This is a genomic window from Mesorhizobium metallidurans STM 2683 (assembly GCF_000350085.1).
GTDB lineage: Bacteria > Pseudomonadota > Alphaproteobacteria > Rhizobiales > Rhizobiaceae > Mesorhizobium > Mesorhizobium metallidurans.
In genome coordinates, this window is sequence record NZ_CAUM01000131.1 from 1 (window position 1) to 25,333 (window position 25,333).

A 25,333-nucleotide genomic window follows, 5' to 3' on the forward strand; every position below is an offset into this window, starting at 1 on the left:
GGATGAGGGGCGGCGCGGCATGTCAAAAACCAAACGGCCAACACCTCAATGGCTAACCATCGTCGGCATCGGCGAGGACGGTTTAGCGGGTCTCGGCGACGAGGCCAAGCGGCGGATCGCCGGGGCCGAGTTCATCTTCGGCGGCAAGCGGCATCTAGCGCTGGTGGCTTCCGTCGCCAAGGGCGAGCCGCGCCCATGGCCGGCTCCCTTCGATGCCGGGATGGCTGACGTGCTGGCGCTTGCCGGCCGGCGCGTCTGCGTGCTGGCCTCCGGCGATCCGTTCTTCCACGGTGTCGGCGTCACCCTCGCCCGGCAGGTCGACGCGCAGGAGATGCACGTCATTCCGGCGCCCTCGGCCATTTCACTGGCTGCCGCCCGCCTCGGCTGGGCGCTGCAGGACATCGAAACCATCTCCCTGCACGGCCGGCCGCTCGACCTGATCCGGCCCCTGCTGCACCCGGGCAACCGCATCCTTGCCCTGACCTCGGATGGCGACGCGCCGGTGGCAATTGCGCGGCTGCTGACCGAACTTGACTTCGGCAGCTCAAGGCTGACGGTTCTTGAAGCGCTGGGCGGCCCGAACGAAAAGCTGCGGAGCGCTCTGGCCAACGCTTTCGACCTCGAAAACAGCAACCCGCTCAACGTGCTCGCGATTGAAGTTGACACGGCTCCGGATGCACGAATCCTGCCGCTGACATCGGGGCTGGCCGACCATTTGTTCGAGCATGACGGGCAGATTACCAAGCGCGAGATTCGCGCCATGACGTTGTCGGCATTAGCGCCCAGGCGCGGCGAACTGCTATGGGACATCGGCGCCGGCTCGGGCTCGGTCGGCATCGAGTGGATGCTGGCGCACCCTTCCTTGCGCGCCATCGCCATCGAGGCCGAGCCGACCCGCGCCGCCCGCATCGGCCGCAACGCCGCCGCCTGCGGCGTTCCCGGCCTCGTCATCGTCGAAGGTGCCGCGCCCAAGGCGCTGGCCAAGCTTGACCAGCCAGATGCGATCTTCATCGGCGGCGGCGGCAGCGATACCGGCGTGCTGAGTGCGGCCATCAAGGCGCTGCCCTCCGGCGGCCGATTGGTCGCCAATGCCGTGACGCTGGAGATGGAGGCCCTGCTTCTCGCCCAGCACACCAAACTCGGCGGCGATCTGGCCCGCATAGCCATAATCCGCGCCTCGCCCGTCGGCTCGATGCAGGCCTGGCGGCCTGCCATGCCGGTCACCCAATGGAGCTGGGTGAAGCCTTGATGGTCGCGGGCATCGGCAGCCGGAAGGGCGTGAGCGCAGGCGAAGTGCTTGCGGCGGTGGAAACCGCGCTGGAAGCGCACGGCCTGGCGATGACTGCACTGTCTGCGTTGGCGACGACCGAATTCAAACGCAACGAAGAGGCCATTTTCGCTGTCGGTCGTGAACTCGGCCTCCCGGTCATAGTGGTTGATGTTGCTGGCTCCGAACCGTCGCTCCCCCTCACCCGGCCTCCGCTTCGCTCGGCCGACCATTCCGGGGCGAGCCACGTGTCTCGCCCGTCCTTCGGACCCCCGAGCGAAGAGGAGATTGCCACCGCTGGCGCAAGCCTCTTCTCCCCAGCGGGGAGAAGGTGGCCCGAAGGGCCGGATGAGGAGGCCCCTTTGCTCAGCCATTCCGATCTCTCGCAGCGTCTTGCCGGCACACCCTCGGTATCCGAAGCCTCCGCCCTCGCAGCAGCCGGCGCCGGGGCGAAATTGCTCGGGCCGCGCACTGTGTTCGGCCCGGTCACCTGCGCCATCGCCATCAGCGGAGATACGCCATGACCGTTCATTTCATCGGCGCTGGTCCGGGCGCCGCCGACCTCATCACCTTGCGTGGCAGCCGACTGCTGGCCAGCTGTCCGGTCTGCCTCTATGCCGGCTCGATCGTCGCGCCGGAGCTGTTGCAGCACTGTGCGCCAAGGACAAAAATAATCGACACCGCGCCGATGTCGCTCGACGAGATCGAAGCGGAATATCTGGCCGCCCACAGGGACGGCCACGATGTCGCTCGCCTGCATTCCGGCGACCTCTCCGTCTGGAGCGCCGTGGCCGAGCAGATCCGCCGGCTGGAAAAGCACGCCATTCCCTACACGCTGACACCGGGCGTGCCCTCCTTCGCCGCCGCCGCGGCAGCGCTGCGCCGCGAGCTGACCATTCCCGAAATCGCGCAAAGCCTGGTGCTGACCCGCATCTCCGGGCGCGCGTCGAAGATGCCGCCCGGCGAGACGCTGGCCGGCTTCGGCCGCACCGGCGCCACGCTCGCCATTCATCTTGCCATCCACGCCATCGACCGTGTCGTCGCCGAGCTGACGCCGCTCTATGGCGCCGATTGCCCGGTGGCGGTGGTCTTCCGCGCCTCATGGCCGGACGAGCGCGTGCTGACCGGCATGCTGGCGACGATCGAGGCGCAGCTCGCCGCCGATCCGATGGAGCGCACGGCGATCATCTTCGTCGGCCGCTCGCTGGCGGCGGAAGGGTTCGGCGAGAGTTCACTTTACGACGCCCACTACCAGCGGCGTTTTCGCGGACGGGACGGATTGTGAGCGGCAGTACCAAGGAAAACGGCGAAAGGCTCGAACAGGCGCTCGCGCGTCTGAACTTCAAGCCGCGTAGTCTGGGGCCGGGCCATGTCTGGCTGGCAGGCGCCGGCCCCGGCGATCCCGGCTGCCTGACGCTGGAAGTGCTGGCGGCGTTGGCAGAGGCGGATGCGCTGGTCTATGACGCGCTGGTCTCGCCCGATGTCGTTGCCGTCGCCGAGGGCGCCGAGCTGTTCTTTGCCGGCAAGCGCGGCGGCCGGCCATCGATGAAGCAGGACGACATCACCGCGCTGCTGGTGCGGCTGGCGCGCGAGGGCCGCCGTGTCGTCCGGCTGAAGGGCGGCGATCCCTATATTTTCGGCCGTGGTGGCGAAGAGGCACTGGCGCTGGCCCGCCAAAATATCCCGTTCCGCGTCCTGCCCGGCCTGACCTCGGGCCTGAGCGCGCTTGCGGCTACGGGTATCCCGGCCACCATGCGCGGCATCAACAAGGCCGTCATCCTGGCGACCGGCCACGCCGCCGGCACCGATGACGATCTCGACTGGGCGGCGATCGCCCGCACCGGCCAGCCGGTCGTCGTCTATATGGGCATGGCCAATCTGCCTGTCATCGCTGCCTCCATGCTCGAAGGAGGTCTGGCGCCATCGACGCCCGCCGCGGTGATCGTCGCCGCCACGACGCCGCAGGAGCGCATCGTTGTCGCCACGCTCGCCACCATTGCCGAAGAGGCTGCGGTTGCCGGCTTGACCTCACCCGCGCTGATCGTCGTCGGCGGTATCGTTGCCATGCGCGCGGCACTGGCGGGCGAAGCATGACCCGCGCCATCATCATAGGCGCGCCGCGCTCCGGCTCGGGCAAGACCAGCGTCACCATCGGCATCTTGCGCGCGCTCGCCCGGCGCGGCTTGAAGGTGCGCGGCGCCAAGTCCGGCCCCGACTATATCGATCCCGGCTTCCACACCGCCGCCACAGGTCTGGACGGCGTCAATCTGGATAGCTGGGCGATGTCGCCTGCCTTGCTCAATGCACTGGCAGGCAACGCCACCGAGGATGCCGATTTCATCTTCCTCGAAAGCGCAATGGGCCTGTTCGACGGCATACCCGCTGCTCCAGGCCGCTCCGGCTCGGCCGCCGACCTCGCGCGGCTCTACGGCCTGCCGGTGCTGCTGGTGCTCGATGTTTCCGGCCAGTCGACCACGGCGGCAGCCGTCGCCAAGGGCTTTGCCACCTATGACCCCGACGTGCGCATGGCCGGCGTCGTGCTGAACCGGCTGGGCAGTGAACGCCACCGTCGGCTCTGCGGCGAAGCCATCGAAGCGATCGGCCTGCCGGTGGTCGGCGCGATCCTGCGCGATCCCTCGCTGAACCTGCCGGAACGCCATCTCGGCCTCGTTCAGGCTGGCGAAAACCAGAACCTGATGGCCCATCTCGACCGCCTTGCCGACATGGTCGAACAATCGCTCGACCTCGATGCCATCATGGCGCTGGCTGCACCATTCGCGCCGGCACCGGGCGATTTCGGCGATGCATTGCCGCCGCCCGGCCAGCGCATCGCCTTGGCGCAGGACGCCGCCTTTACCTTTCTCTATCCGCATGTCGCCACGCATTGGCGCAAGGCCGGCGCGGAAATCGTCCCGTTCTCGCCGCTCGCCGACCAGGCGCCGGCCGCGGATTGCGACGTCTGCTGGCTGCCCGGCGGTTATCCCGAGCTTCATGCCGGGCGGCTCGCGAACGCCGCGAATTTCAGGGCAGGCATGGGGGCGTTTTCGGCAACGAAACCGGTGCATGGCGAGTGCGGCGGCTTCATGGTGCTGGGCGAAACGCTGGAAGATGCCGAGGGCGAGGCACACAAAATGCTCGGCCTGCTCGGCCACTCGACCAGCTTCGCCAAACGCAAGATGAATCTCGGCTATCGCGAGGCGCGGTTGCGCGCCGATTGCCCGCTGGGAGCCGAGGGCACGCTGATCCGCGGCCATGAATTCCACTATGCGCAGATGACCGCCACCGGCAATGACGAGCCGCTCGCCGATCTCGCCGACGGCCAGGGCAATCCGCTCGGCGCCTCGGGCTACCGGCGCGGCAAAGTCAGCGGCACCTTCTTCCATGCCATTGCGAGGGGGGCGAGCATGATCCCGAAAAGTGGGAACCGGTTTTCGGAATAGATCATGTTCAAACTCCAGATCCCCTCACCCCGGCAGGCGCTCGACGACATCGCGCTCTGCCTCGTCTTCTTCACCCGTCTGCCGCTGCCGGTTTTCGACTTTCGTGACCGCAGCTTGGCCAGCGCCATCTGGGCAGCGCCCATTACCGGTCTCGCCGTCGCCCTGATTGGCGCCGTGGTCTACGCCGTCGGGATAAAACTCGGCCTCGCCGCAGGCCCCGCTGCTGCCCTTTCCCTCGCCTCCACCCTGCTCGCCACCGGCTGCCTGCATGAGGACGGGCTTTCGGATGTCGCCGACGGCTTTGGCGGCGGCAAAACGCGTGAGAAAAAGCTGGAGATCATGCGCGATAGCCGCATCGGCGCTTACGGCGCTTGCGCGCTCGGCCTGTCGCTGCTGATCCGCTGGAGCGTGCTCTCGGAATTCGCCACATCAGCGCAAATGCTTTTCGCTCTCGTCGCAGCCCATGCCGGCTCGCGTGGCCTGCTGGGCGCCTTCATGCTTTTGTTGCCGCCAGCCCGCGGCGATGGCCTCTCGGCCGGTGCGGGCGCCGTCTCATCCGAAACTGCTGCTCTCGGCGCAGCACTTGGTGCGCTCGCGCTGCTGGCGCTTGGGATCGGTGGCGCGGTCGTCGCGCTTGTCCTGCTTGGCTTCCTGTTCGCAGCCTTTCGTGCGCTGTGCCTCAACCAGATCGGCGGCCAGACCGGCGATACGGTCGGCGCGCTGCAGCAGCTTGGCGAGATCGCCATCCTGCTCGTCGCTTCCGTTTCCCTATCCTGACTCTCTTTCGGAGATTTTGCCCCCATGCCCTTCAAATCGCTTGATGAACTGCGCGCGGCCTGCCTCGACTTGCCTGCCGGCAGCGACGCCGCGGCCAATGCCGTTGCCCGCCGCCAGGATACGCTGACCAAGCCGCAGGGCAGCCTCGGCCGGCTGGAAACCATAGCCGCCTGGCTGGCGCGCTGGCAGGGTCGCGACATGCCGAAGCTTGACCGCGTGAAAGTCTTCGTCTTTGCCGGCAACCATGGCGTCACCGCGCAGGGCGTGTCGGCCTTCCCCTCGGAAGTCACCGTGCAGATGGTGGCGAACTTCGCCGGCGGCGGTGCTGCCATCAACCAGCTTGCCCGCATCGCCGGCGCCGATCTCGACGTCATTCCTCTCGACCTTGATCACCCGACCGGGGACTTCACCCAAGAACCGGCGATGGACGAAAAAGCCTTCCTCGCCGCCGTGTCGGCCGGCTACGGCGCCGTGACCGGAGATATCGACCTCGTCTGCTTCGGCGAGATGGGCATCGGCAACACCACGCCGGCGGCGGCCATTTCGGCCGGTCTGTTCGGCGGCGGCGCGGAAAAATGGACCGGGCGTGGCACCGGCGTCGACGATGCCGGCCTGAAGCGCAAGGTCACCGCCATCGAAGCCGGCCTGAAGCGCCATGCCGACGCGCTTGCCGACCCGCTGAAGATCGCGGCCACGCTTGGCGGGCGCGAACTCGCCGCCATTTTCGGCGCGACGCTGGCCGCGCGCCACAACAATGTGCCGGTGCTGCTCGACGGCTTCGTCTGCACCGCCGCCGCAGCACCCCTTGCAAGGCTGCACCTCACCGGCCTCGCCCACACCATTGCCGCCCATGTCTCGGCCGAATCCGGCCATCGCCGCCTGCTGGAGGCGCTCGGCCTGCCGCCGCTGCTCGATCTCGGCATGCGGCTCGGCGAAGGCTCCGGCGCCTGCCTCGCCGTCAACATCGTCCGCTCGGCGCTCGAATGCCACGCCCGCATGGCAAGCTTTGCGGAGGCCGGTGTGTCGGAGAAGTAAACGCAAAGCTTACGTGAGACTGAAAAACCAGTCTCACGTTCTCACCCTGTTCCGGGTGTCGTAGCTGTTCTTTTTGTAGCCCTTGCCGTTGTAGCCCAAGGCGAAACCCGCCCAATCGTGGGCGCGCAGATTGTCGTCCAGCTTGTTGGTCTTGATGAAGCTGATCGACGCGGCGAGCTGCAGCTCCTCGTCGGCCATCATCGCCTCGACCATCGCCTGCACGCTGGCGTAGCCGGCCGCGGCAAAATTCTCGCCGAGCACCTGGCCGAGCCCCACGACGGATTTGAGCGCGGCCGTCTCGTCGATCGCGCAGGCCTGCTTCAACCGCGGATAGCTGTCCCTGGGATAGGGCTTCTCGCCCCACTTCGCATAGGCCAACCCCTGCGCCACGGCCTCGGCGCGCTTGGCGCCGGAGAGATTGCGGAAAAACACATGCGGCTCGAACAGGATGATCGGCCTGCCCTGGGCGTCGAAGCCGTGGCCGCTGGTCTCGACGTCGAGGAAGGCGTGGATCTCGTCTTCGCCGACGCCGATCGCAGCACCCAGTTTCGGCAGGTCGAGGTCGTCCAGACGTTTCGCTGCGCCTTTGAATGAGGTGTTCATGCCCTGCCGCTCCACTGGTTGCGGGGCAGGATACGGCCGCTGGCGGGGTGTAGAGTTACGGCGGTTCCTTTCCGCCCTTGCGAGCAGGTTGAGGGGATTTACCCCCGTGATGGGGAAGAAATTGCGGGAAGAAAGTCTGAGCGAAATCTGGTCCAAGACGAGGGGGGACGGGGATGGCTAGCAAATTACTGCTGTCGGTCTACAAGGCGATGCCGCCCGCAATTCAGAAGCACGCGGCGCTCTACAGAGAGGCGATGCTTACGGCCAGGCTCATGCGCACCCGTTCAAGCGTGCGGGAGTGCAACGTTTGCGGGTATGTCGGGAATTTTAAAGCCTTTGGATTCCCGTCCCGGCTCGATGCGAGGTGCCCACAATGCAACTCCCTGGAGCGCCACCGCCTTCTGAAGAAGTGGTTCGATGACAATAAAGAGCGTGTCGTGTCAAAAACCGCGCTACATTTCGCACCCGAGACGGCGGTGACCAGCTTCATCAAGCCTGTTGTTTCGAAATACGTCACGGCCGATCTTTACGCCTCGCTAGCCGAAATCGTGTTGAACATCGAGGCCATCGATCTGCCCGACAATTCCTTCGATCTGGTCATCTGCTCGCATGTGTTAGAGCATGTGGATGATCGGAAAGCGCTCCGGGAAATGCACCGGATTCTTACACCTGGCGGGATCGCCCTCCTGATGACGCCGGTTATCGAAGGATGGCCGGAAACCTACGAAAACAGCGCCGTTGCCAGCCCGCAGGACCGGGCGCTGCATTACGGGCAGTTCGACCATGTGCGCTATTTCGGTTCCGACATCCGCGCCAGGATTGCGGATGCCGGGTTTGCATTGAGCGAATTCACTGCGGTCGAACCACACGTACACAAGCATGCGCTCACTCGCGGCGAAAAGGTGTTCGTGGCGTCCAAGCACGCCCAACAGACATGACCTCAAACCGGCAACTGGCTCAACGCCCAAGCGTAGTCAGCATCGCGCATGTCAGTTGTCTGCTCGCCAACGCGATGGACCATGCCAAATATGTGTCCATTAAAGAACCCGGCAGGAACCGCAGCGGCAGAGGCACCAAGTCGCATGAGGACAGCGGTTGCATTGATCGCCCCGCCCGAGATCGGCCCGGATGCCACCAAAACGCCATTGACATAAAGGTATAGCGTAGTGCCGACCGTGTAGGATTGGACGATCAAGTCCGCCCCGTAAGGAGCGTCTTCCGCGGCGATCCCCAACCGCTTGCACGGGAACCAAACGAGTGACACAAGACGAGGAATTGGACAGGAACGGCATTGAACTCTGCTTCTGCGAAATCGAGGGCATACTCGACGTGCTGATCTATATCAGGGTCGAGGCCGAACCGGTGCAGCATCTGGCGCTGAACGACGCCTGCGTGACGCTGCTGCACTTGGGCAAGGAACGATTGAAAAAAGCCGGCGCCAAACTCGGCCGGCCGAGGGTCGCAGCTTGAAAAAGCTCACGTGAGCCGTGAGCCGGTCTCATGACCGGCTCACGTTCCCGGTGTGTTCACGGGGTCTTTCCACCTAAGTCTTTGAAATCTTTGGTGGGTGCGCACAGGATTGAACTGTGGACCCGCTGATTAAGAGTCAGCTGCTCTACCAACTGAGCTACGCACCCACTCGGCCGGTAAAAACCGGCGTCGGCGGGCATATAGCCGCCGATACCAGTCATGTCCAGCCCTGCCGGATTCATTTCCCGACAAATCGCCGAAGTGCCGCACAGGGTCAGACGAACAGCCTGCCCTCCGCCACCTTCACGGCATGACCCCCGATGCGGGCGGCCGCAAGCTTGCCTCCCTCAACATTGAGTTCGAGGCGGATGCGCGACGGCCGGCCCATCTCCAGCCCCTGTTCGATCCAGAGCTGCGACACACCATCCGTCGGGCGGTCGAAATGCATGACAGCACCTGCAAAAGCGGCGGCCGCCGAACCGGTTGCCGGATCCTCATAGGAGGGATTGCCCGGCACGATCATGCGCACATGGAAGGCGCTGCCGTGGTTCACCGTCTCGCGGCAATAGACATAGGGGCTGGCGAACGCCCATTCGCTCTTGCGCGGCGCCAGTTCCGACCAAACCTGGTTGTCCAGCCTTACCCGGGCCGCCGCCTCCAGGTCGGCGACGGGGATGGTCACATAGGGCACGCCAGCCGACCAGAATGAGACGCGGTGGTTCTCGAAGCCGATTTCGTGCGGCGCGAGGCCAAGCGCGGCGCCGATCGCTTCCGGATCGGCGGCGAGCTTCAGCGGTTCCGGCAGTTTCGCCAGGTCGAACTCGGCGAAGGTGGCGCCGTCGTGCTTGCTGACGGCGCAGCGCACCGGGCCGATGTTTTCCTCCAGCACGAAGATGCCGGCGGCGTTGCCGTCTCCGGCCATTTCGGCGAGCGCGATCGCCGAGCCTACGGTTGGATGGCCTGCGAAAGGCATTTCATAGTCGGGCGTGAAAATGCGGATACGATTGCGGTGTTTGGCATTGTCGGGAGGCAGCACGAAGACGGTTTCGGAGAGATTGAACTCGCGCGCAATGGCCTGCATCGCCGATGTGTCCAGCCCTTTGCTGTCGAGCACGACAGCCAGCGGATTGCCGGCCAGTTGATCGGTCGTAAACACATCGTAAAGCAAGTAATTGCGCGGCTGCATGTACAAAAGTCCTCCGCCTCAATCCAAACATGAGCGAAATTTAATTTGAAATTTGAACCATCAGGCCTGATCTGTGCACTGATGGGGACATCTCAGGCTTATAGGGGTCCGGCGTGGACCAGATTGTCAATCTGCCAAATGTGGAATCCACTTCCTCCATCGAGACGGCGCTCGGACTTGACCGGAACGGTCTTAAGAAGAAACGCCGGCGCTTCTGGCTTTATGGCCTGCTGGCGCTGATCGTCATCGCCGCCGGCTTCACCGGCTATCAATGGTATGCCGGGTCTCCCGCCAAGATCGACTACACGACAGTGCCTGCCGCTGTCGCCGACCTCACTGTCGCGGTTTCTGCGACCGGCACGCTGCAGCCTCTCACCCAGGTCGACATTTCCAGCGAACTGTCGGGCGTCGTCCGCTCGGTCTCGGTCGAGGAGAACCAGCAGGTGAAGAAGGGCGACGTGCTGGCCGCGCTCGACACCGCCAAGCTGGAGGTGCAGATCGAGCGCGCCGAGGCTTCCGCCAAGGCGGCGGCGGCCAATGTCGAGGACGCTACCGTTACGTTGCGCGAAAACGAAAAGGCGCTTGTGCGCGCGGCGGCACTCACCAAGCGCGGCATGGCGACGGACCAGTCGCTTGAAGCGGCGACCGCCACGCGCGACCGCTCCAAGGCGGCGCTCGACAGCGCCGAGGCCAATCTCGCCATCGCCAATGCCGACCTCAAGGCACAGCAGACAGACCTTGCCAAGAGCACCATCTATGCCCCCATCGACGGCATTGTCTTGACGCGCTCGGTCGATCCTGGCCAGACGGTCGCCTCGTCGCTGCAAGCGCCGGTGCTGTTCATCATCGCCGCCGACCTCAGAAACATGGAATTGAAGGCGGCGGTCGACGAGGCCGACATCGGTGCGGTCAGGACCGGCCAGCAGGCGCGCTTCACCGTCGATGCTTTCCCGGAACGGCCGTTCGATGCCGAGATCCGCGACATCTCCTATGCTTCGGTCACCACCGACGGCGTCGTCACCTACGATGCGCGGCTCGAAGTCGACAATAACGAGCTTCTGCTGCGGCCCGGCATGACCGCCACCGTTTCGGTCGTCACCAGGCAGGCCAAGGGCGTGCTCACCGTGCCGGCCACCGCGTTTCGCTACCGGCCGCCAGCGGCCTCCACCGCCCGCGCGTGGAGCCTGGGGGACCTGTTCACCGGCCGCATGGGAAGGCCGGGCGGCAATCGCCAGCGCCAGGCGACGACGACGCCCACCGACGGTTCGCGCACGCTCTACGTCCTGGAGAACGGGCGGCCGCGTCCGGTCAACGTCAAGACCGGCTCGACCGACGGCGAACTGACCGAGATCATTTCGGGCCTCGACGAGGGCGCTCAAATCATCACCGCCTCGCAGCGGAGCTGAGACCATGGCGTCGGGCGCGACCCTCATCAGCTTCGACAAGGTCTGGAAGAGTTATGGCCAGGGCGAGGCCAAGGTCCATGCGCTGGCCGGTGTCGATCTTGCCATCCGTCGTGGCGAGTTCGTCGCCATCATGGGTCCGTCCGGCTCGGGCAAGTCGACGGCGATGAACATCATCGGCTGCCTCGACACGCCGACGGCCGGAACCTACAATTTCATGGGCATCGATGCCGGCCGCCTCGACCGCAACCGCCGCGCCATGCTGCGCAACCTCTATGTCGGCTTCGTCTTCCAGGGCTACAACCTCCTGCCGCGCACCACGGCGGTGGAGAACGTCGAACTGCCGCTGATCTATCGCGGCGTCGGCGCCCGTGACCGCCACGACCTTGCGATGAAGGCGCTGGCCGAGGTCGGCCTTGTCGGCCGCGAGCACCACACGCCGGCCGAGCTTTCCGGCGGCCAGCAGCAGCGCGTGGCGATCGCGCGCGCCATCGTCACCAGGCCGACCCTGCTTGTCGCCGACGAGCCGACCGGCAATCTCGACACCGCCCGCACGCACGAGATCATGGAACTCTTGACGCGGCTCAACACCGAGCTTGGCCTCACCATCGCCATGGTCACCCACGAGGCCGACGTCGCCGGCTACGCCGAGCGCACGATCCGCTTCCTCGACGGCCACGTCGCCTCCGATGGCATGAACTTCGAGGTGGCCTGATTTGATCTGGGAAACCGTCCGCCTCTCGCTGTTGTCCGTACGCCGCAATGTGCTGCGCTCGTTCCTGACCCTGCTCGGCATCGTCATCGGCGTCGCCGCCGTCATCGCCATGCTCACCATCGGCTCCGGCACCACCGAGAAGGTCAAGTCCGACATTGCCAAGCTCGGCAGCAATCTGCTTGTCGTCCGCTCCGGCCGCCCGGCCGGCCCCGGGGGACCGGGAGGGCTCGACCAAGTGGTCCGTCCGCTTGCCGAAAAGGACGTTGCGGCGCTCGTCGCCCACCTGACCGGGGCCAGCGCCATTTCGCCGGCCTCGCAAAAGCAGGTGCGCGTCATTTTCGGCACCGAGAGCCTGACGTCCGGCATCACCGGCACCGACAGCGCCTATCTCGATGCGCGCGACTGGAAGCTGGTTTCGGGCCGCCCGTTCAGCGATTCCGAAACTCGCTCGGGCACCGGCGTCTGCCTGATCGGCGAAACGGTGCGCCAGCAGTTCTTCGGCGCCGGCGACCCCGAGGGCGAGATCATCCGCGTCAACCGCACTTCCTGCAAGATCATCGGCCTGCTCGAGCCGAAGGGCTATACCGGCTTCGGCCAGGATCAGGACAACGTCGTCTTGATGCCTCTGCATGCATATCAGCGCCGCATCGCCGGCAACCGCGACGTCGACAACATCTATGTCGCCGCCGACGACAGGACGCCGACCACCGAATTGCAGCCGCGCGTCGAGGACATATTGCGCGACACGCGCCGCATCACGCCCGACCGCGAGGACGATTTCTCGATCCGTGACATGACCCAGATCGCCGACGCCATGGCCAGTGCCACCACCACCATGACCGGGATGCTTGGCGCCGTCGCCGGCGTCAGCCTGCTGGTCGGCGGCATCGGCATCATGAACATCATGCTTGTGTCGGTTACCGAACGCACCCGCGAGATCGGCATCAGGCTGGCCATCGGCGCGCATGAAAAGCACATCCTGATCCAGTTCCTGGTCGAGGCGACGGTGCTTTCGCTGCTCGGCGGCATTATCGGCATCCTGATCGGCCTGGCGCTCGCCGGCCTCGCCTCGGTGACGCTGACCATACCGTTCGCGCCAAGCCCGGCGGTCATTCTGCTTGCCGTCGGCTTCTCGGCGCTGATCGGCATGGTGTTCGGCTTCTTCCCGGCGCTGCGCGGCGCCAGGCTCGATCCGATCGACGCGCTCAGGCATGAATAGGAGCGGGGAGCCGCCTTCGGGGGCCTGACTTTTTCTGGGTGCCTCCGCCTGCTCCCTGTCGCCGCGCAATCTACGATGCTAGTGTCCTCCCCGGGGAGCCGGGGGGATGGGTAATATGAGCAAGAAAGAGCGCCTGATTCTGGCGATGGTGGTCGTTGAGGCCGCCTTGGCAGGTCTCTGGTGGTACCTGGCCAGCTATGGCATGGAAAATCCCGATCGCGTCACCGCCGATTTCCAGCAGGTTATCGGGCAGACGATGGGAATGGCGATGGGGGCCTTGCTGGGTCTCGGCGTCATACTGTTCCTGGTGGCTGCCCGCAGCGATCGCAAAGCCGTAGCAGGCAAAACGCGTCGCTAATCCTTGCCAGCAACGTTAATCCTTGCCAGCAAAATGCCACTCGATTAGCGGCTTCATGTGCCCCATCAGCCCTTCCGGCAGATCGGCGGCATGGCGGATGATCACCGGCCCCTCGATCTCCGGTTCGGCTTCGGCGGCAACGAAAGCTGAGATGCGCCGCGCGATCTCGCCGGCCGGCTCGACAATCCTATAACGGCGGAAGATCACCGTGCCGCTCGGCGTGGATAGTGCGTGGTAGCGTTGGCCGCGCGCGGCACCCGACAGATCGATTCCGGTCTCCTCGCCCACCTCGCGGATCATATTGAAGTCGGCGTCGACAAGCCCGTCGCGGAAATCGACCGGCTCAAACGAACCGGCAGCGAAATAGACGCGGCCGGCATTGACCGTGTGCGCGCCCATGCGGATCGCCACCAGCGCGTTGTCGCCGGCGACCAGCATGGCATGCGCATAGGCGTGCTCGGCGCCGGTTCCCTGGCGGTTCTGCCGCCACAGCATGAAGGTCGAGTATTTCACCGCATGGCAGCGCCCGACCAGCCGGCTGTCGCGGTAGGCGAGCGCAGACAGCAGCACCACCGTGCCGTCGAACAGCGCCGGGTTCGCTCGCACCTCACGCCGCCAGTTCTCGGCGATCGCCTGGCGGTTGTCGCGTTCGAAAGGATGCGGACCGGGGTCGAGCCGAACGTCGACCGCATCGACCGGCAGGATGACATTGCGCGGCAGGTCGAAGCTCAACGGAGCGATCCTCAGACTATGTCCAGGGCGATCGCGACGGGGCAATGGTCGGACGCTTTCGGCCGGTCCCAGCCGGCGCGTGGAAAACGGTCCACCTCCTGACCGGCCGGAAATATCGTGCGCCAGGGCTGGCCGTTGCGGATGATGTCGGGAACGGCCGTCGCGTTCTTGGCCGCCAGCGCCTTCGACAGCAGGATATAATCGAGCTGGCAGAGATGCCGCTCTTCCGGTCCGCGCGTGTGGTAGAAGGTCCAGCGATCCATTTCGGGTCGCCGCTCGACCGCGTTCTCGCAAAAGCCGCCGGCGGTGAGCGTGTTGAGACAGGACTGGCTCTCGTTGATCACCTCGAAACGATAACCGTCGACGGCATCGCCGGCAATCTTCACGCGCTGCCGGTAATCGTTCATGTCGCCGCAGATCGCCCAGCGCTTGTCGGCGGCATGATCCCCGCCAAAACGTTCCTCGATGATGCGGCGCACCGCTTGCGCCTCGGCGATGCGCAGCGGCATCGTCGCCTCGCGGCCGTCGAGGCCGTTGCGGGGCGAACCCATCGACTTGAAATGCACGAGATAGAGCGTCAGCGGCACGCCGCCCACCCTCAGGTCGACTTCCAGGCAGTCGCGCCGGAAGATGCGCTCGTTGGCCTGGTATCCCAGCGCGGCCAGTTCCGGCGTGTACAGGCCGAACTGCTCGAACGTGACATAGGCATGGCTGGTCATCCGTACGAACTCGATCGGCTGGCCTTGCGCCGTCTCGTTGCGCATCATCACGGCAACGTCGATGCCGCGCGAATCATTGCCAGCGGTGGTATATTTCTGCCGGTAGCCCTGCCCCACCATCTTGAACAGATAGCCATATTCGAAGGCCTTAAGCGCCTCGATGTTATCGACTTCCTGCATGCAGATGATATCGGCCCGGGTGGCGGCGATCGCCAGCGCCGTCAATTGTCGCGTATCGTCGGATTGCGCGATGGCGCGCGCCTGTTCCAGCGTCCTGTATTCGGCCTCGCTCTGGATATCGAAAAGCGCCAGCGTGCGATCTTCGTTGAGCTGGTTGCGGTATCCGGAAAAATCGAACCTGTTCATCAGGTTTTCGACATTGAATGTGGCGAGGCGCAGCGTCATGGCCGTGACCTTTGCCTGCAAGCACGGGAGAAAACAAGGTCGCAGGACCACCAGCGCAGATTGATCCCGATGGCATTCCCGTCATGGTTGAGGGAACCTTTTCCGTTCATCCTCCGTTCAGATGGAAAGGTCCATCAATGAGGCTCTTCCCCGGGGTATTCTGGGCGTGGGGCCTGAAATCTCTTGGAGAGTGCAATGAACTCGCTCTTTTCTTCCACGGTGAAATCCGGGCTGATAGCCTTGGGTCTGATCTCCGGCATCACCGCACCGTCCGCCGCCGGACCATTCATGCAGCCGGACCTCTCTATTCCCGCCAGCACCGCTGCGCCGACGATCACGCCTGTCCGCGACGGCTGGGCGGGTGGCAACGACCGGCGCTTCGACAACGAATGGCAATGGCGTCGCAATGACGGCCGCCATTTCTCTAGGTCGGGCAATTGGGACCGCGGCAACTGGAACCGCCGAGACTGGAACCGTAGAAACTGGAATCGCGGGGATGACTGGCGTTGGCGCAATCATCGCCGCCGCGGTGGCTACTACGACGATGGTGCGGGCGCTGCGATTCTTGGCCTTGGCCTGGGACTCGGCCTCGGCAGCATGTATAACAACTATAACTACTACGATGCGCCGGCGCCGCGCCGCTACTATCGTGCAGGGTCCAGCGCTCACGTCCGGTGGTGCTACAATCGCTACCGCTCGTATCGCGCCTGGGACAACACGTTCCAGCCTTATGGCGGTCCGCGTCAGCAGTGCTGGTCGCCCTACAGCTGAGCCGGGCGACCGGTGAATTCCAGGACGGCGTCGCACCTTGCGGCGCCGTTCTTCGTTCGAGATCTGTCAGACCGCGAAATCGCGACGCCGCCGCCGATGATAACGCGATCTTTATCAGACGGACCTAATTATCGTGCCGATCGCACCGTCTGGTATGCGACGATCGCCCGGGGATTACTCGCGATGGCCGAAGACGAGCACAGGGACAAACACCGGCAGCGCGTGCTGAAGGGCGCGACGATCCTGACCGGCGTGACCAATTCCGAGGTCAAATGCATGGTGCGCAACATGCATGCCGAAGGCGCGGAACTGAAAGTTTCGCCCGATGCACGCGTACCCGACGAATTCCTGCTCTATGTGCCGGTCGACGGCATCGCCTACAAGGCGGTGGTCCGCTGGCGCCGCGAGAACCGCATCGGCGTGATGTTCACCGGCACCGAACCAAAGCCTTCCTGGCATTACGGCTGAAATGGAGAAGCCGGCGGAGCGTACCGCCGGCTTCTTCCTGCACAATGATGAAATTGCGAATTAATTCTTCGCCTTGTCGACCAGCTTGTTCTTCGAAATCCACGGCATCATCGCGCGCAGCTTGGCGCCGACTTCCTCGATCTGGTGGCTGTCGTTGTTGCGGCGGATGCCCTTGAAGCGCGACATGCCGGCGCGGTATTCCTGCATCCATTCCGAGGTGAACTTGCCGGTCTGGATATCCTTCAGCACGCGCTTCATCTCGGCCTTGGTGTCGGCGGTGATGATGCGTGGGCCCGAAACATATTCGCCCCATTCGGCGGTGTTCGAGATCGAATAATTCATGTTGGCGATGCCCCCCTCATAGATCAGGTCGACGATCAGCTTGACCTCGTGCAGGCACTCGAAATAGGCCATTTCCGGTGCATAGCCGGCTTCCACCAGCGTCTCGAAGCCGGCGCGGATCAACTCGACCAGACCGCCGCACAGCACCACCTGTTCGCCGAACAGGTCGGTCTCGCATTCCTCGCGGAAATTGGTCTCGATGATGCCCGAACGGCCGCCGCCAACGCCGCAGGCGTAGGACAGAGCCAGATCGAGCGCATTGCCCGAAGCGTCCTGATTGACCGCGACAAGGCACGGCACGCCGCCGCCCTTCTGGTATTCGCCGCGCACCGTGTGGCCGGGACCTTTCGGCGCGATCATGACGACGTCGACCGAGGCCTTCGGCTCGATCAGGCCAAAATGCACGTTGAGGCCGTGGGCAAAGGCGATCGCCGCGCCATCGCGGATATTCGGCGCGATCTCGTTCTTGTAGATGTCGGCCTGCAATTCGTCAGGCGTCGCCATCATCATCAGGTCGGCCCATTTGGCGGCGTCCGCCACGCTCATCACCTTGAGCCCGTCGGCCTCGACCTTCTTGGCGGTCGCCGAGCCGGCCTTGAGGCCGATGGCGATGTCCTTGGCGCCGGAATCCTTGAGGTTGAGCGCATGCGCCCTGCCCTGGCTGCCATAGCCGATGATGGCGACCTTCTTGCCCTTGATCAGATTGAGATCGGCATCGCGATCGTAATAGACACGCATCTTTCTTCCTTCCCGTTTTGAATTCAGAGCATGATGCCGAAAAGTGTGAAGCGGTTTTCGGACGACATCATGCTCCATCTCTAGGTGTAGAGCCGGATTCAGATTTCAGGTCGACTTGACCTGAAATCATCCGGCTCTAGGGGCCTGCGGCCCGGTTTTTGCTCCATAAAGAGCGAGAAACTGCTGCGTAGCCCGGACGGCATCGCCGCCGATCGCCGCAGCAGTCAATCCCAGCCGGTCGCCGAGCAGCAGGCGTATCTGCACGTCGCGGGCGACCAGCCCGAAAAAGGTGCGGAACGCCGTTTCGGCGTCCGAAAAGTCGAGCAGCCCGGCTTGCCGGCCTGCTTCCAGCACCGGCTTCAGGCGCCTTGCCAGCGCGAAACGGCCATTCTCCAGCACGATGGCGCCGAGATCGTCCTTTCCCGAACCGGCGTGGCCGACCGCCACCCGGTTGAGCGCGATCGACGTGTCGCTCGAAATCACCTTGAGCCAGTCAGCGGCAAAGCGCTCCAGGCTCGCCGTCAACGAGGCGAGGTCGAGCCCCTTGCCATCGACCGGCACCACCCGCACCTTGGAGGCCTGCCATTGCACCGTCGCGGTCAACAGCCCATCACGGTCGCCGAACCATTTGTACAGAGTTTCCTTGGAGCAGCTTGCGCGGCGCGCCACCGCGGTCATGGTCAGGTTATCGCCATCCTCGACCAGCAGGCGAAGGGCAGCGTCGAGCACGGCCTGCTGCCGCTCCGTCAGCGCTTCACTGGTGTCGAAGTCGGCGCTTGCCTGCAACAATTCTTCCTGCCTTGCGGAGTCTTGCGTACCGTACGTTACGGTTCGGCACTTCTATGGCGTATTGTCCGAGCCGGTGCAAGTCCTATTTTCTATATTGGTCCGCTATGCGGACGTTTATCGCCGAGTATCGGGATGCTCGCAGGATTGCTCGCCTTGGCCGTCGCCGCCGCCTTCGCGGGCGCCGCCGTCTATGTCAGCGTCGCCGAACAACCGGCGCGCCTTCGGCTCGATGACCGGGCGCTGCTGCTGCAGGAGTGGCAGCCCTCCTACAAACGCGGCGCCGCCATGCAGGCGTCGATTGCAATTGTCGCCTGTATTCTCGGCGTCATTGCCTGGTGGCAGACTGGTACTCTTGCCCATCTGATTGGCGCGATACTGATCATCCTGCCGTGGCCATGGACGCTGATCGTGATGATGCCGACAAATCGGCTGCTGGAGGCGATGGATGCGGCCGTCGCCAATCCGCAAGCCCGGAGCCTGATCGTCAAATGGGGCAATTTCCACTTGGTTCGCGTAGCGCTTGGCGTGCTGGCGGTACTGGCATTCGCGGGCAGCGCCTGACGTTACGCTGATTTGCCTGCCGATCCACCATCGATGGCATTCTCGTCATTGGCCGGAGCGGTCTGACCACGACGCTTCCACAAACCCGATCCGCCCGAACGGATCAATCACGGTTCCCGCCACCATTGAGGCTAGAACCTTCGGCGCCGGCGGAATTCTGGCCACCGCCACCAGCCTGTCGCGGACGAACAGGTTTCCGAAGGGTCAGGCCTGGGCGTCAAAGGCGGCACGCGCGGCGCGCACCGCGCCATGATTGAGTTCGGCCCACTCGATCAACTCATGCAATGGGCCGAACATCGAGCGTCCGAGATCGGTGAGGCTGTACTCGACGCTTGGCGGTTTGGTTGGAAACACCTCGCGATGGACGTAGCCGTCGCGCTGCAGATCGTGCAGCGTCTGGGTCAGCATGCGCTGCGAGATGTCGGGGGCCAGCCGCCGCAACTGGCCGAAGCGATAGGGCTTCTCCGACAGCGCCATCACCAGCAGCGAACTCCATTTGCCGCTGATGCCCTGGATCACATCGCGAACGGGACAATCGGCAAAGCTGGCGCCGGCATCGGCCATGGCCTTATAGATCTCGATCTTCGATTCGAGGGTGAAGATATTGCCGTCCATCGCTGGTTCCTTGCGTGTGCCTACCTCCCACAAAACTGCCTTCTTTACGAGGGTCGGTCAATTCCTATTTTAGTGCTGCTCTCTTTTTGAGACCATATAGGCAATCGCCGCCTCGGCGCAAAGACAGGACCTCCCCATGACCGAAACCCTTCTCGTCACCGGCGCTTCCGGCCAGCTTGGCCGCGCCGTCATCCATCATCTGCTGGACACGCTAAAGGTTGCGCCTGCCCGCGTCATCGCCACCACCCGTAATCCGGAAAACCTTGCCGACCTGGCGGCGCGTGGCGTCGCCATCAGGACCGCGGACTTCGACGACACAGCCTCACTCACCAGCGCCTTCAAGGGCGCAGACAGGGTTCTGATCATCTCGACCGGCGAACTTGACCTCAAAAACGGCAAGCGCCTGAAACAGCATGAGACGGCGGTCGCCGCGGCCAAGGAAGCAGGCGTCTCACATCTGCTCTACACCTCGATGCCCAATCCGGAGCCGGTCTCGCCGGTGCTGTTTGCCGGCGACCACTACGGTACTGAGCAAGCGATCAAGGCGAGCGGCATCCCCTATACGATCTTCCGCAACGGCTGGTATCAGGAGAACCTGTTCATGTCGTTGCCGCACGCCATTGCCTCGGGGCACTGGTACACATCCGCCGCCGACGGCCGCATCGCCCATGGCGCCCGCGACGACATGGCCGCCGCGATCGCCGCCGGCCTCGCTTCGGGCGCGACAGACAGCGCGACATACACGCTGACCGGTCCGCGGGCCTATACGGTGGCCGAGATCGCGGCCCTTGTGACCGACGTCACTGGCAAGCCCATCGAGGTCGTCCAGCTTTCGGACGAAGCCCTGACCGAGGGGCTGAAAGCAGCAGGCGTTCCCGAAGGCTTCGCCCCCATCATCGTTTCCTTCGACACCAACACGCGCTCCGGCCGCATCAACATGGTCACCGACGCGATCGAAACACTGTCGGGCAAAAAGCCGCAATCGCTGAAACAGTTCATCGAGGCGAACAAGGCGGCGCTGGTTGGCTGAACCTTGAGAAGCCGGCGGGACAGCGCTGCCGGGCATCTCCCCCTCAAGGAGGGAGATTGGATGTCACTTCGGCTTTCGCCAATTACTGGCGCCGGAAGGTTGGCGAAGCGTGGAAGCTGCCGATCTCCCCCCTTGAGGGGGAGATGTCCGGCAGGACAGAGGGCGGCGCGAAGGATCGCAAACAGAGCGGCTTAATATTCCGCGCCGCAGCTAAATTGCCACCTGCGTGCCGATCTCCACCACGCGTCCTGTCGGGATCTGGAAATACTCCGTCGCATCCGCCGCCGTGCGCGCCAGTCCGATGAACAGCTTGTCCTGCCACACCGGCATGCCGGAATTGGGCGACGCCTTGAGCGAACGCCGCGACAGGAAGAACGATGTCGTCATGATATCGAACTTCCAGCCCTGCTTGCGGCAGATCGCCAGCGCACGCGGGATGTTGGGCTGCTCCATATAGCCGAACGTCAGCGTCACCCGCATGAACAGATCGTTGAGCGTCTCCATCTTGACCCGCTCGCTGTCGGGCACGATAGGCTGCGGCGCCGTCACCACCGACAGGATGACATTCTGCTCGTGCAGCACCTTGTAGTGCTTCAGGCTGTGCATCAGCGCGGTCGGCGCGCTGAGCGGATCGCTGGTCAGGAACACGGCCGTGCCGGACACGAGCTGCGGCTTCTTCTTCAACAGATTGCCGGCAAGGAAATCGAGCGGGATCTCGTTGCGGCGGGTCTTGTCGAACAGATAGCGGCTGCCGCGCACCCAGGTCCACATGGCCAGCACGACCGTGAAGGCCACCGCCAGCGACGCCCAGCCGCCTTCGAATACCTTGACGATGTTGGAGGCAAAGAAGCCGACATCGATGAACAAGAACAATGCCGTCAGGCTCGCCGCCAGCCAGAGCTGCCATTTCCAGATGCGGGTCATGATGACGTAGAGCAGCACCGTCGTCACCAGCATGTTGCCGGTCACCGAAATGCCGTAGGCCGAGGCCAGCCTGCTGGATTCACCGAAGCCCACGACCAGCAGCATCACCACCAGCGCCAGCAGCAGGTTGACGCGCGGCATGTAGATCTGGCCGGATTGTCTTTCCGAAGTGTGCAGGATTTCCAGCCGCGGCAGCATGTTGAGCTGCACCGCCTGTCTGGTCAGCGAGAAAGCGCCTGAGATCACCGCCTGGCTGGCGATCACCGTCGCCGCCGTCGCCAGCACCACCATCGGCAGCAGCGTCCAGCCCTCGTTCATCTCGAAGAAGGGATGGCCGACGACACCGCCATTGGCCAGCACGAAGGCGCCCTGGCCGACATAGTTGAGCAGCAGGCAAGGGAACACGATCGCCAGCCAGGCGAGCACGATCGGCTTGCGGCCGAAATGGCCGAGATCGGCATAGAGCGCCTCCGCGCCGGTGACGGCGAGGAAAATGGCGCCGATCGTCACGAAAGCAACGTCTGGCGAATTGATCAGGAAGGCGACGATATAGTGCGGGCTGATGGCCAGCAGGATTTCAGGGTCGTCGATGATCTGGTTGATGCCCGACAAGCCGATGGCCAGGAACCAGACCGCGGTGATCGGGCCGAAGATCAGCGCGACGCCGCCGGTGCCGAATCGCTGCACCGAAAACAGGATCGCCAGGATGACCAGCGTCAGCGGCACCACATAAGGCTGGAACGCCGGTGTAACGACGTTCATGCCCTCGACCGCGGAAAGCACCGAGATGGCCGGCGTGATCACGGCGTCGCCGAAAAACAGGGAAGCGCCGACGATGCCTATGCCGAGTATCACTGCCGAGCGGGTCGGAAAACTGCCGCGCGCCAGCGCCATCAGCGACAGCACGCCGCCCTCGCCGCGATTGTCGGCCCTGAGCACGAACATGATGTATTTGATGGTGACGATAATGGTCAGCGACCAGATGATCAGCGACAGCACGCCAAGAATGTCGCCGCGCTCGGCGACATTGCCGCCTGCCGACGCACGCAACGCCTCGCGGAACGCATAGATCGGGCTGGTGCCGATATCGCCGTAGACCACGCCGAGCGCGCCCAGCATCAGAACCTTGGTGCTGTGCTGCTCGATCTCAGGATGGCTCGATTGTTCGACGGTTTCTGCCTCACTACCAGTGTTGGCAAGGGCCATGGACGACACTCCGATAAGCGCGCGGTGCTCTACGCTTGCTGCGATGCAATATCAAGTGCCGCCGCGTAATCGCTTCCATGCGGGTAACGCAAAGCTGCCAACTCTACCACCCGCAGGCCTTCAGGAACCGCCCGACCGTGCCGGCCATGCCATACTCCAATGCGTCGGCTGTCAACCCGTGCCCGATCGATACTTCGGCCAAGGCCGGGATGCGCTTGCCCAATGCCGGGAGGTTCGCCACCACCAGATCGTGCCCGGCATTGACCTGCAGCCCGGCGGCAAGCGCGGCATCCGCGGTTTTTCCCAGTCTTTCCAGCTCTTTCGCGGCCTTTGCCGAATCGGAATGATAGCTGCCATAGGGGCCGGTGTAGAGCTCGATACGGTCGGCCCCGGTGTCACGCGCGGCTCTCATGCCATCCGGCTCCGAATCGGAAAACAGCGACACGCGAAAGCCTCCCTTTTTCAGGCGCTTGACGATCGGAGTGAGGAACGGGGCATCGGCGACGAAGTTCCAGCCGTGGTCGGAGGTGGCTTGGGCGGGATCGTCGGGCACCAGCGTCACCTGCTCCGGCTGGTGCCTTTCCACCAGCGCCAGGAAATCCTCGCTCGGATAGCCCTCGATGTTGAATTCCGCCCTGGGAAACTCGTCGTCGATCAGCGCCCTGATCTCCGGCAGGTCGGATTGCCTGGTGTGCCGCTCGTCGGGCCGCGGATGCACCGTCAGCCCATGCGCGCCCGCCGCAAGGGCAAGGCGCCCGAGCCCGATCACGCTTGGCCATGGCAGGTCGCGCCGGTTGCGCAGCATGGCGATGGCGTTGAGGTTGACGGAGAGCTTTGCGGGCATTTTTCGGATCCGGTCTAATCTTGGCGCGCATCTATAGCGTCTTTGACGGGAACAGACAGGGGGTTTTCGGTGTTCCAAGGTGAACCATTGCGTCCACCGAAGGAGGTTCCGTGAATTTTCTCGATGAGGTGCCGGCCATCCGCCGCATCGACACCAACCGCGCCGATCTTTTCGCAGTCGATGTCGTCGGCCATGTCACGGCCGCCGACGCGGAGAATTTGTTCGGGTTGCTGGAGGCGGCTTATGCGCTGCACAACAGGATAGACGTGCTGGTGCGTCTGGTCGACCATGACGGCGTCGACTGGGCCGACGTGTCGGACGAGACGATCGAACAGGGCACGGCCGATGCCGTGGCGCATATCGGCCGCTGTGCGGCAGTCGGCGAGCCAGACTGGATACCGGGCGCACAAGCCATACTGCCCGCCTCCGTGCCGATCGAATTCCGGCATTTCGAGGCCGAGGACGAAGCGGCCGCCTGGGAATGGCTGGCTGCCAAGCCGATCAGTCCGCCGGTGATGCCAGCAGGATCGTGATGGTGACGCGGGATCGGTCTATCTGACGATAGTCAACCGTTCGGCAGCGCGGGTGATGGCGGTATAAAGCCAGCGCTGACGGGTTTCCTTGAACGCCCAGCTTTCGTCGAACAGCACGATCTCATTCCATTGCGAGCCCTGCGCCTTGTGCACGGTCAGCGCATAGCCATAGTCGAAATCGTCGAAGCGCTTTTTCTGCTGCCAGGGAATATCGGCGTCCGGATCCTCGAACGCCGCCTTGAGCAGCTTGATCTTGGCGACGCCGCGATCCGGATCGTCCTCCTCCGGCGAGACCAGCAGGTTGATGCCGGGCTTCACCGTCTCGCGCGACGAGGTCATCACCTTCCACAGCGAGCCGTTGAGCAGCCCCTTGGCGGGGTCGTTGCGCAGGCAGACGAGTTTGTCGCCGGCCTGCGGATAATCGGCGTTGAAGCCTTTCAGTTCGCGCAGCCGCTGATTGTAGCGCCGGCGCGTGCGGTTGGTGCCGACCAGCACCTGGTCCGCCTTCAGCACCAGTTCCTGGGTAACGTCCCCCTTGCCGATCACCTGCGCCGTGCCATAGTCGCCGCGCATGAATTCGCGCCCCTCGCGCACGTCAAGCGCCAGCCGGATGATCGGGTTGTCGCGCGCCTGCCGATGAATCTCGGTGAGCAGCACGTCAGGCTCATGATCGGTGAAGAAGCCGCCGCCCGAGATCGGCGGCAACTGGCCGGGATCGCCGAGAACGAGGATCGGCGTGCCGAAACTCATGAGGTCGCGGCCAAGCTGTTCGTCGACCATCGAGCATTCGTCGATGACGACGAGCTTGGCGCGCGAGATCGGGCTTTGCCGGTTGAGCGAAAAGGTCGGCGACATCGAGGTCTTGCCGGTCACCTCGTCGGCCACCGATTCCTCGCCCTTCGGCCGGTAGATCAGCGAATGGATGGTGCGGGCATTGACCGCGCCCTTGGAGCGCAGCACCTGCGCCGCCTTGCCGGTGAAGGCGGCGAACTGCACCTGGCCGTCGACATGCTCGGCGAAATAGCGCGCCAGCGTCGTCTTGCCGGTGCCGGCAAAGCCGAACAGCCGGAAGAGCTGCGGCCGGCCGGTCTTGAGCCAGCCGGCAACCGCCTTCAGCGCCTCATCCTGTTGGGGGGAGAATTCCATCAGAGCGAGAGACCGGATTCGCGGGACAAAGACAAGA

Annotated in this window: 27 protein-coding genes, 1 tRNA gene and 3 pseudogenes; 19 read left to right on the top strand and 12 right to left on the bottom strand. The window is 64.1% G+C overall.

Annotation, left to right across the window (positions count from 1 at the left end; translation table 11 throughout):
- Positions 1-19: 19 nt before the first annotated feature.
- From MESS2_RS21390 to cobT, 8 genes and pseudogenes are all read left to right on the top strand, one after another.
- Complete coding sequence (locus tag MESS2_RS21390) at positions 20-1,249, top strand: bifunctional cobalt-precorrin-7 (C(5))-methyltransferase/cobalt-precorrin-6B (C(15))-methyltransferase (protein WP_008876537.1); 1,230 nt, start codon at positions 20-22, stop codon at positions 1,247-1,249.
- A pseudogene (locus tag MESS2_RS34160) lies at positions 1,249-1,386 on the top strand (cobalamin biosynthesis protein); the annotation flags it as partial. The gene MESS2_RS21390 and the pseudogene MESS2_RS34160, both read left to right, overlap by 1 nt.
- Positions 1,387-1,629: 243 nt before the next feature.
- A pseudogene (locus MESS2_RS34165) lies at positions 1,630-1,791 on the top strand (cobalamin biosynthesis protein); the annotation flags it as partial.
- Entirely contained in the window at positions 1,788-2,552 is a 765-nt protein-coding gene (cobM, locus tag MESS2_RS21405) for a precorrin-4 C(11)-methyltransferase (protein ID WP_008876539.1), read from the top strand. The pseudogene MESS2_RS34165 and the gene cobM, both read left to right, overlap by 4 nt.
- Positions 2,549-3,361 (top strand): uroporphyrinogen-III C-methyltransferase, encoded by an 813-nt coding sequence (gene cobA, locus MESS2_RS21410; RefSeq protein ID WP_008876540.1) that lies wholly within the window; start codon positions 2,549-2,551, stop codon positions 3,359-3,361. The genes cobM and cobA overlap by 4 nt, the downstream gene beginning before the upstream one ends.
- Positions 3,358-4,707 carry a cobyrinic acid a,c-diamide synthase CobB gene (locus MESS2_RS21415; RefSeq protein WP_008876541.1) on the top strand — a complete coding sequence of 450 codons (1,350 nt, stop codon included), beginning with the start codon at positions 3,358-3,360 and terminating at the stop codon, positions 4,705-4,707. Before cobA ends, MESS2_RS21415 begins: the two co-directional genes overlap by 4 nt.
- 3 nt (positions 4,708-4,710) lie before the next feature.
- On the top strand, positions 4,711-5,484 hold the full coding sequence (locus tag MESS2_RS21420; RefSeq protein WP_008876542.1) for an adenosylcobinamide-GDP ribazoletransferase: 774 nt from the start codon (positions 4,711-4,713) through the stop codon (positions 5,482-5,484).
- Positions 5,485-5,508: 24 nt separating this feature from the next.
- Positions 5,509-6,519 (top strand): nicotinate-nucleotide--dimethylbenzimidazole phosphoribosyltransferase, encoded by a 1,011-nt coding sequence (gene cobT, locus MESS2_RS21425; protein ID WP_008876543.1) that lies wholly within the window; start codon positions 5,509-5,511, stop codon positions 6,517-6,519.
- A gap of 33 nt (positions 6,520-6,552) precedes the next feature.
- On the opposite strand, the gene MESS2_RS21430 is transcribed toward cobT, so the two are convergent.
- Positions 6,553-7,122 (bottom strand): N-acetylmuramidase family protein, encoded by a 570-nt coding sequence (locus MESS2_RS21430; protein ID WP_008876544.1) that lies wholly within the window; start codon positions 7,120-7,122, stop codon positions 6,553-6,555.
- Between the two features lie 173 nt (positions 7,123-7,295).
- On the opposite strand from MESS2_RS21430, the gene MESS2_RS21435 reads away from it, so the two are divergent.
- Both MESS2_RS21435 and MESS2_RS21445 read left to right on the top strand, forming a co-directional pair.
- A complete protein-coding gene (locus MESS2_RS21435; protein ID WP_008876545.1) occupies positions 7,296-8,060 on the top strand; it encodes a class I SAM-dependent methyltransferase in 765 nt (254 codons plus the stop codon).
- A 319-nt stretch (positions 8,061-8,379) separates the two neighbouring features.
- A complete protein-coding gene (locus tag MESS2_RS21445) occupies positions 8,380-8,592 on the top strand; it encodes a hypothetical protein (protein WP_008876547.1) in 213 nt (70 codons plus the stop codon).
- A gap of 91 nt (positions 8,593-8,683) precedes the next feature.
- Here MESS2_RS21445 and MESS2_RS21450 read toward each other — a convergent pair.
- Together MESS2_RS21450 and MESS2_RS21455 are read right to left on the bottom strand one after the other, a co-directional pair.
- A tRNA-Lys gene (locus tag MESS2_RS21450) sits at positions 8,684-8,759 on the bottom strand.
- 107 nt (positions 8,760-8,866) lie between these two features.
- Positions 8,867-9,778, bottom strand: coding sequence for a PhzF family phenazine biosynthesis protein (locus MESS2_RS21455; RefSeq protein WP_040593668.1), 912 nt, complete (start codon positions 9,776-9,778; stop codon positions 8,867-8,869).
- A gap of 113 nt (positions 9,779-9,891) precedes the next feature.
- Between MESS2_RS21455 and MESS2_RS21460 the strand changes: the two genes are divergently transcribed.
- From MESS2_RS21460 to MESS2_RS21475, 4 genes are all read left to right on the top strand, one after another.
- Positions 9,892-11,184: an efflux RND transporter periplasmic adaptor subunit gene (locus MESS2_RS21460; RefSeq protein WP_008876550.1), complete on the top strand. Its 1,293-nt coding sequence runs from the start codon at positions 9,892-9,894 to the stop codon at positions 11,182-11,184.
- 4 nt (positions 11,185-11,188) lie between these two features.
- Positions 11,189-11,896 (top strand): ABC transporter ATP-binding protein, encoded by a 708-nt coding sequence (locus MESS2_RS21465; protein WP_040593670.1) that lies wholly within the window; start codon positions 11,189-11,191, stop codon positions 11,894-11,896.
- Position 11,897: 1 nt separating this feature from the next.
- Positions 11,898-13,115 carry an ABC transporter permease gene (locus tag MESS2_RS21470; RefSeq protein WP_040593672.1) on the top strand — a complete coding sequence of 406 codons (1,218 nt, stop codon included), beginning with the start codon at positions 11,898-11,900 and terminating at the stop codon, positions 13,113-13,115.
- Positions 13,116-13,230: 115 nt separating this feature from the next.
- Positions 13,231-13,473, top strand: coding sequence for a hypothetical protein (locus MESS2_RS21475; RefSeq protein ID WP_008876551.1), 243 nt, complete (start codon positions 13,231-13,233; stop codon positions 13,471-13,473).
- A 15-nt stretch (positions 13,474-13,488) separates the two neighbouring features.
- Here MESS2_RS21475 and MESS2_RS21480 read toward each other — a convergent pair whose 3' ends face one another.
- Positions 13,489-14,205 (bottom strand): hypothetical protein, encoded by a 717-nt coding sequence (locus MESS2_RS21480; protein ID WP_008876552.1) that lies wholly within the window; start codon positions 14,203-14,205, stop codon positions 13,489-13,491.
- An 11-nt stretch (positions 14,206-14,216) separates the two neighbouring features.
- On the bottom strand, positions 14,217-15,329 hold the full coding sequence (locus MESS2_RS21485; protein WP_008876553.1) for an endonuclease/exonuclease/phosphatase family protein: 1,113 nt from the start codon (positions 15,327-15,329) through the stop codon (positions 14,217-14,219).
- Positions 15,330-15,524: 195 nt separating this feature from the next.
- Between MESS2_RS21485 and MESS2_RS21490 the strand changes: the two genes are divergently transcribed.
- Positions 15,525-16,100 carry a BA14K family protein gene (locus tag MESS2_RS21490; RefSeq protein ID WP_008876554.1) on the top strand — a complete coding sequence of 192 codons (576 nt, stop codon included), beginning with the start codon at positions 15,525-15,527 and terminating at the stop codon, positions 16,098-16,100.
- Positions 16,101-16,283: 183 nt separating this feature from the next.
- Positions 16,284-16,568, top strand: coding sequence for a PilZ domain-containing protein (locus tag MESS2_RS21495; RefSeq protein WP_008876555.1), 285 nt, complete (start codon positions 16,284-16,286; stop codon positions 16,566-16,568).
- 60 nt (positions 16,569-16,628) lie between these two features.
- On the opposite strand, the gene ilvC is transcribed toward MESS2_RS21495, so the two are convergent.
- A complete protein-coding gene (ilvC, locus tag MESS2_RS21500) occupies positions 16,629-17,648 on the bottom strand; it encodes a ketol-acid reductoisomerase (protein WP_008876557.1) in 1,020 nt (339 codons plus the stop codon).
- 126 nt (positions 17,649-17,774) lie between these two features.
- Positions 17,775-18,434, bottom strand: a complete 660-nt coding sequence (locus MESS2_RS21505; RefSeq protein ID WP_008876558.1) for a TetR/AcrR family transcriptional regulator — start codon at positions 18,432-18,434, stop codon at positions 17,775-17,777.
- A gap of 135 nt (positions 18,435-18,569) precedes the next feature.
- Between MESS2_RS21505 and MESS2_RS21510 the strand changes: the two genes are divergently transcribed.
- Complete coding sequence (locus MESS2_RS21510; protein ID WP_008876559.1) at positions 18,570-18,998, top strand: anthrone oxygenase family protein; 429 nt, start codon at positions 18,570-18,572, stop codon at positions 18,996-18,998.
- A 45-nt stretch (positions 18,999-19,043) separates the two neighbouring features.
- On the opposite strand, the pseudogene MESS2_RS33465 reads toward MESS2_RS21510, so the two are convergent.
- Both MESS2_RS33465 and MESS2_RS21515 read right to left on the bottom strand, forming a co-directional pair.
- Positions 19,044-19,187 (bottom strand): annotated as a pseudogene (locus MESS2_RS33465) (FAD-dependent oxidoreductase); the annotation flags it as partial.
- Positions 19,188-19,202: 15 nt separating this feature from the next.
- Positions 19,203-19,613, bottom strand: coding sequence for a winged helix-turn-helix transcriptional regulator (locus MESS2_RS21515; RefSeq protein ID WP_008876560.1), 411 nt, complete (start codon positions 19,611-19,613; stop codon positions 19,203-19,205).
- Positions 19,614-19,749: 136 nt separating this feature from the next.
- Between MESS2_RS21515 and MESS2_RS21520 the strand changes: the two genes are divergently transcribed.
- A complete protein-coding gene (locus tag MESS2_RS21520) occupies positions 19,750-20,643 on the top strand; it encodes an SDR family oxidoreductase (protein ID WP_008876561.1) in 894 nt (297 codons plus the stop codon).
- Between the two features lie 210 nt (positions 20,644-20,853).
- On the opposite strand, the gene MESS2_RS21525 is transcribed toward MESS2_RS21520, so the two are convergent.
- Positions 20,854-22,773 (bottom strand): potassium transporter Kup, encoded by a 1,920-nt coding sequence (locus MESS2_RS21525; RefSeq protein ID WP_008876562.1) that lies wholly within the window; start codon positions 22,771-22,773, stop codon positions 20,854-20,856.
- Positions 22,774-22,876: 103 nt separating this feature from the next.
- A complete protein-coding gene (locus MESS2_RS21530) occupies positions 22,877-23,617 on the bottom strand; it encodes a pyridoxine 5'-phosphate synthase (protein WP_008876563.1) in 741 nt (246 codons plus the stop codon).
- Positions 23,618-23,727: 110 nt separating this feature from the next.
- Here MESS2_RS21530 and MESS2_RS21535 point away from each other — a divergent pair, with 110 nt between their 5' ends.
- A complete protein-coding gene (locus tag MESS2_RS21535; RefSeq protein WP_008876564.1) occupies positions 23,728-24,150 on the top strand; it encodes a SpoIIAA family protein in 423 nt (140 codons plus the stop codon).
- Between the two features lie 18 nt (positions 24,151-24,168).
- On the opposite strand, the gene MESS2_RS21540 is transcribed toward MESS2_RS21535, so the two are convergent.
- A complete protein-coding gene (locus tag MESS2_RS21540) occupies positions 24,169-25,296 on the bottom strand; it encodes an ATP-dependent DNA helicase (protein WP_008876565.1) in 1,128 nt (375 codons plus the stop codon).
- Positions 25,297-25,333 lie beyond the last annotated feature (37 nt).

Bases quoted from the DNA above. Each gene is read 5' to 3' on its own strand.
- cobT (WP_008876543.1), top strand. From the start codon at position 5,509: ATGCCCTTCAAATCGCTTGATGAACTGCGCGCGGCCTGCCTCGACTTG.
- MESS2_RS21525 (WP_008876562.1), bottom strand. From the start codon at position 22,773: ATGGCCCTTGCCAACACTGGTAGTGAGGCAGAAACCGTCGAACAATCG.
- MESS2_RS21435 (WP_008876545.1), top strand. From the start codon at position 7,296: ATGGCTAGCAAATTACTGCTGTCGGTCTACAAGGCGATGCCGCCCGCA.
- MESS2_RS21530 (WP_008876563.1), bottom strand. From the start codon at position 23,617: ATGCCCGCAAAGCTCTCCGTCAACCTCAACGCCATCGCCATGCTGCGC.
- MESS2_RS21390 (WP_008876537.1), top strand. From the start codon at position 20: ATGTCAAAAACCAAACGGCCAACACCTCAATGGCTAACCATCGTCGGC.
- cobM (WP_008876539.1), top strand. From the start codon at position 1,788: ATGACCGTTCATTTCATCGGCGCTGGTCCGGGCGCCGCCGACCTCATC.
- MESS2_RS21510 (WP_008876559.1), top strand. From the start codon at position 18,570: ATGCTCGCAGGATTGCTCGCCTTGGCCGTCGCCGCCGCCTTCGCGGGC.
- MESS2_RS21540 (WP_008876565.1), bottom strand. From the start codon at position 25,296: ATGGAATTCTCCCCCCAACAGGATGAGGCGCTGAAGGCGGTTGCCGGC.
- MESS2_RS21490 (WP_008876554.1), top strand. From the start codon at position 15,525: ATGAACTCGCTCTTTTCTTCCACGGTGAAATCCGGGCTGATAGCCTTG.
- MESS2_RS21465 (WP_040593670.1), top strand. From the start codon at position 11,189: ATGGCGTCGGGCGCGACCCTCATCAGCTTCGACAAGGTCTGGAAGAGT.
- MESS2_RS21495 (WP_008876555.1), top strand. From the start codon at position 16,284: ATGGCCGAAGACGAGCACAGGGACAAACACCGGCAGCGCGTGCTGAAG.
- MESS2_RS21515 (WP_008876560.1), bottom strand. From the start codon at position 19,613: ATGGACGGCAATATCTTCACCCTCGAATCGAAGATCGAGATCTATAAG.
- MESS2_RS21415 (WP_008876541.1), top strand. From the start codon at position 3,358: ATGACCCGCGCCATCATCATAGGCGCGCCGCGCTCCGGCTCGGGCAAG.
- MESS2_RS21420 (WP_008876542.1), top strand. From the start codon at position 4,711: ATGTTCAAACTCCAGATCCCCTCACCCCGGCAGGCGCTCGACGACATC.
- MESS2_RS21475 (WP_008876551.1), top strand. From the start codon at position 13,231: ATGAGCAAGAAAGAGCGCCTGATTCTGGCGATGGTGGTCGTTGAGGCC.
- ilvC (WP_008876557.1), bottom strand. From the start codon at position 17,648: ATGCGTGTCTATTACGATCGCGATGCCGATCTCAATCTGATCAAGGGC.
- MESS2_RS21520 (WP_008876561.1), top strand. From the start codon at position 19,750: ATGACCGAAACCCTTCTCGTCACCGGCGCTTCCGGCCAGCTTGGCCGC.
- MESS2_RS21485 (WP_008876553.1), bottom strand. From the start codon at position 15,329: ATGACGCTGCGCCTCGCCACATTCAATGTCGAAAACCTGATGAACAGG.
- MESS2_RS21455 (WP_040593668.1), bottom strand. From the start codon at position 9,778: ATGCAGCCGCGCAATTACTTGCTTTACGATGTGTTTACGACCGATCAA.
- MESS2_RS21430 (WP_008876544.1), bottom strand. From the start codon at position 7,122: ATGAACACCTCATTCAAAGGCGCAGCGAAACGTCTGGACGACCTCGAC.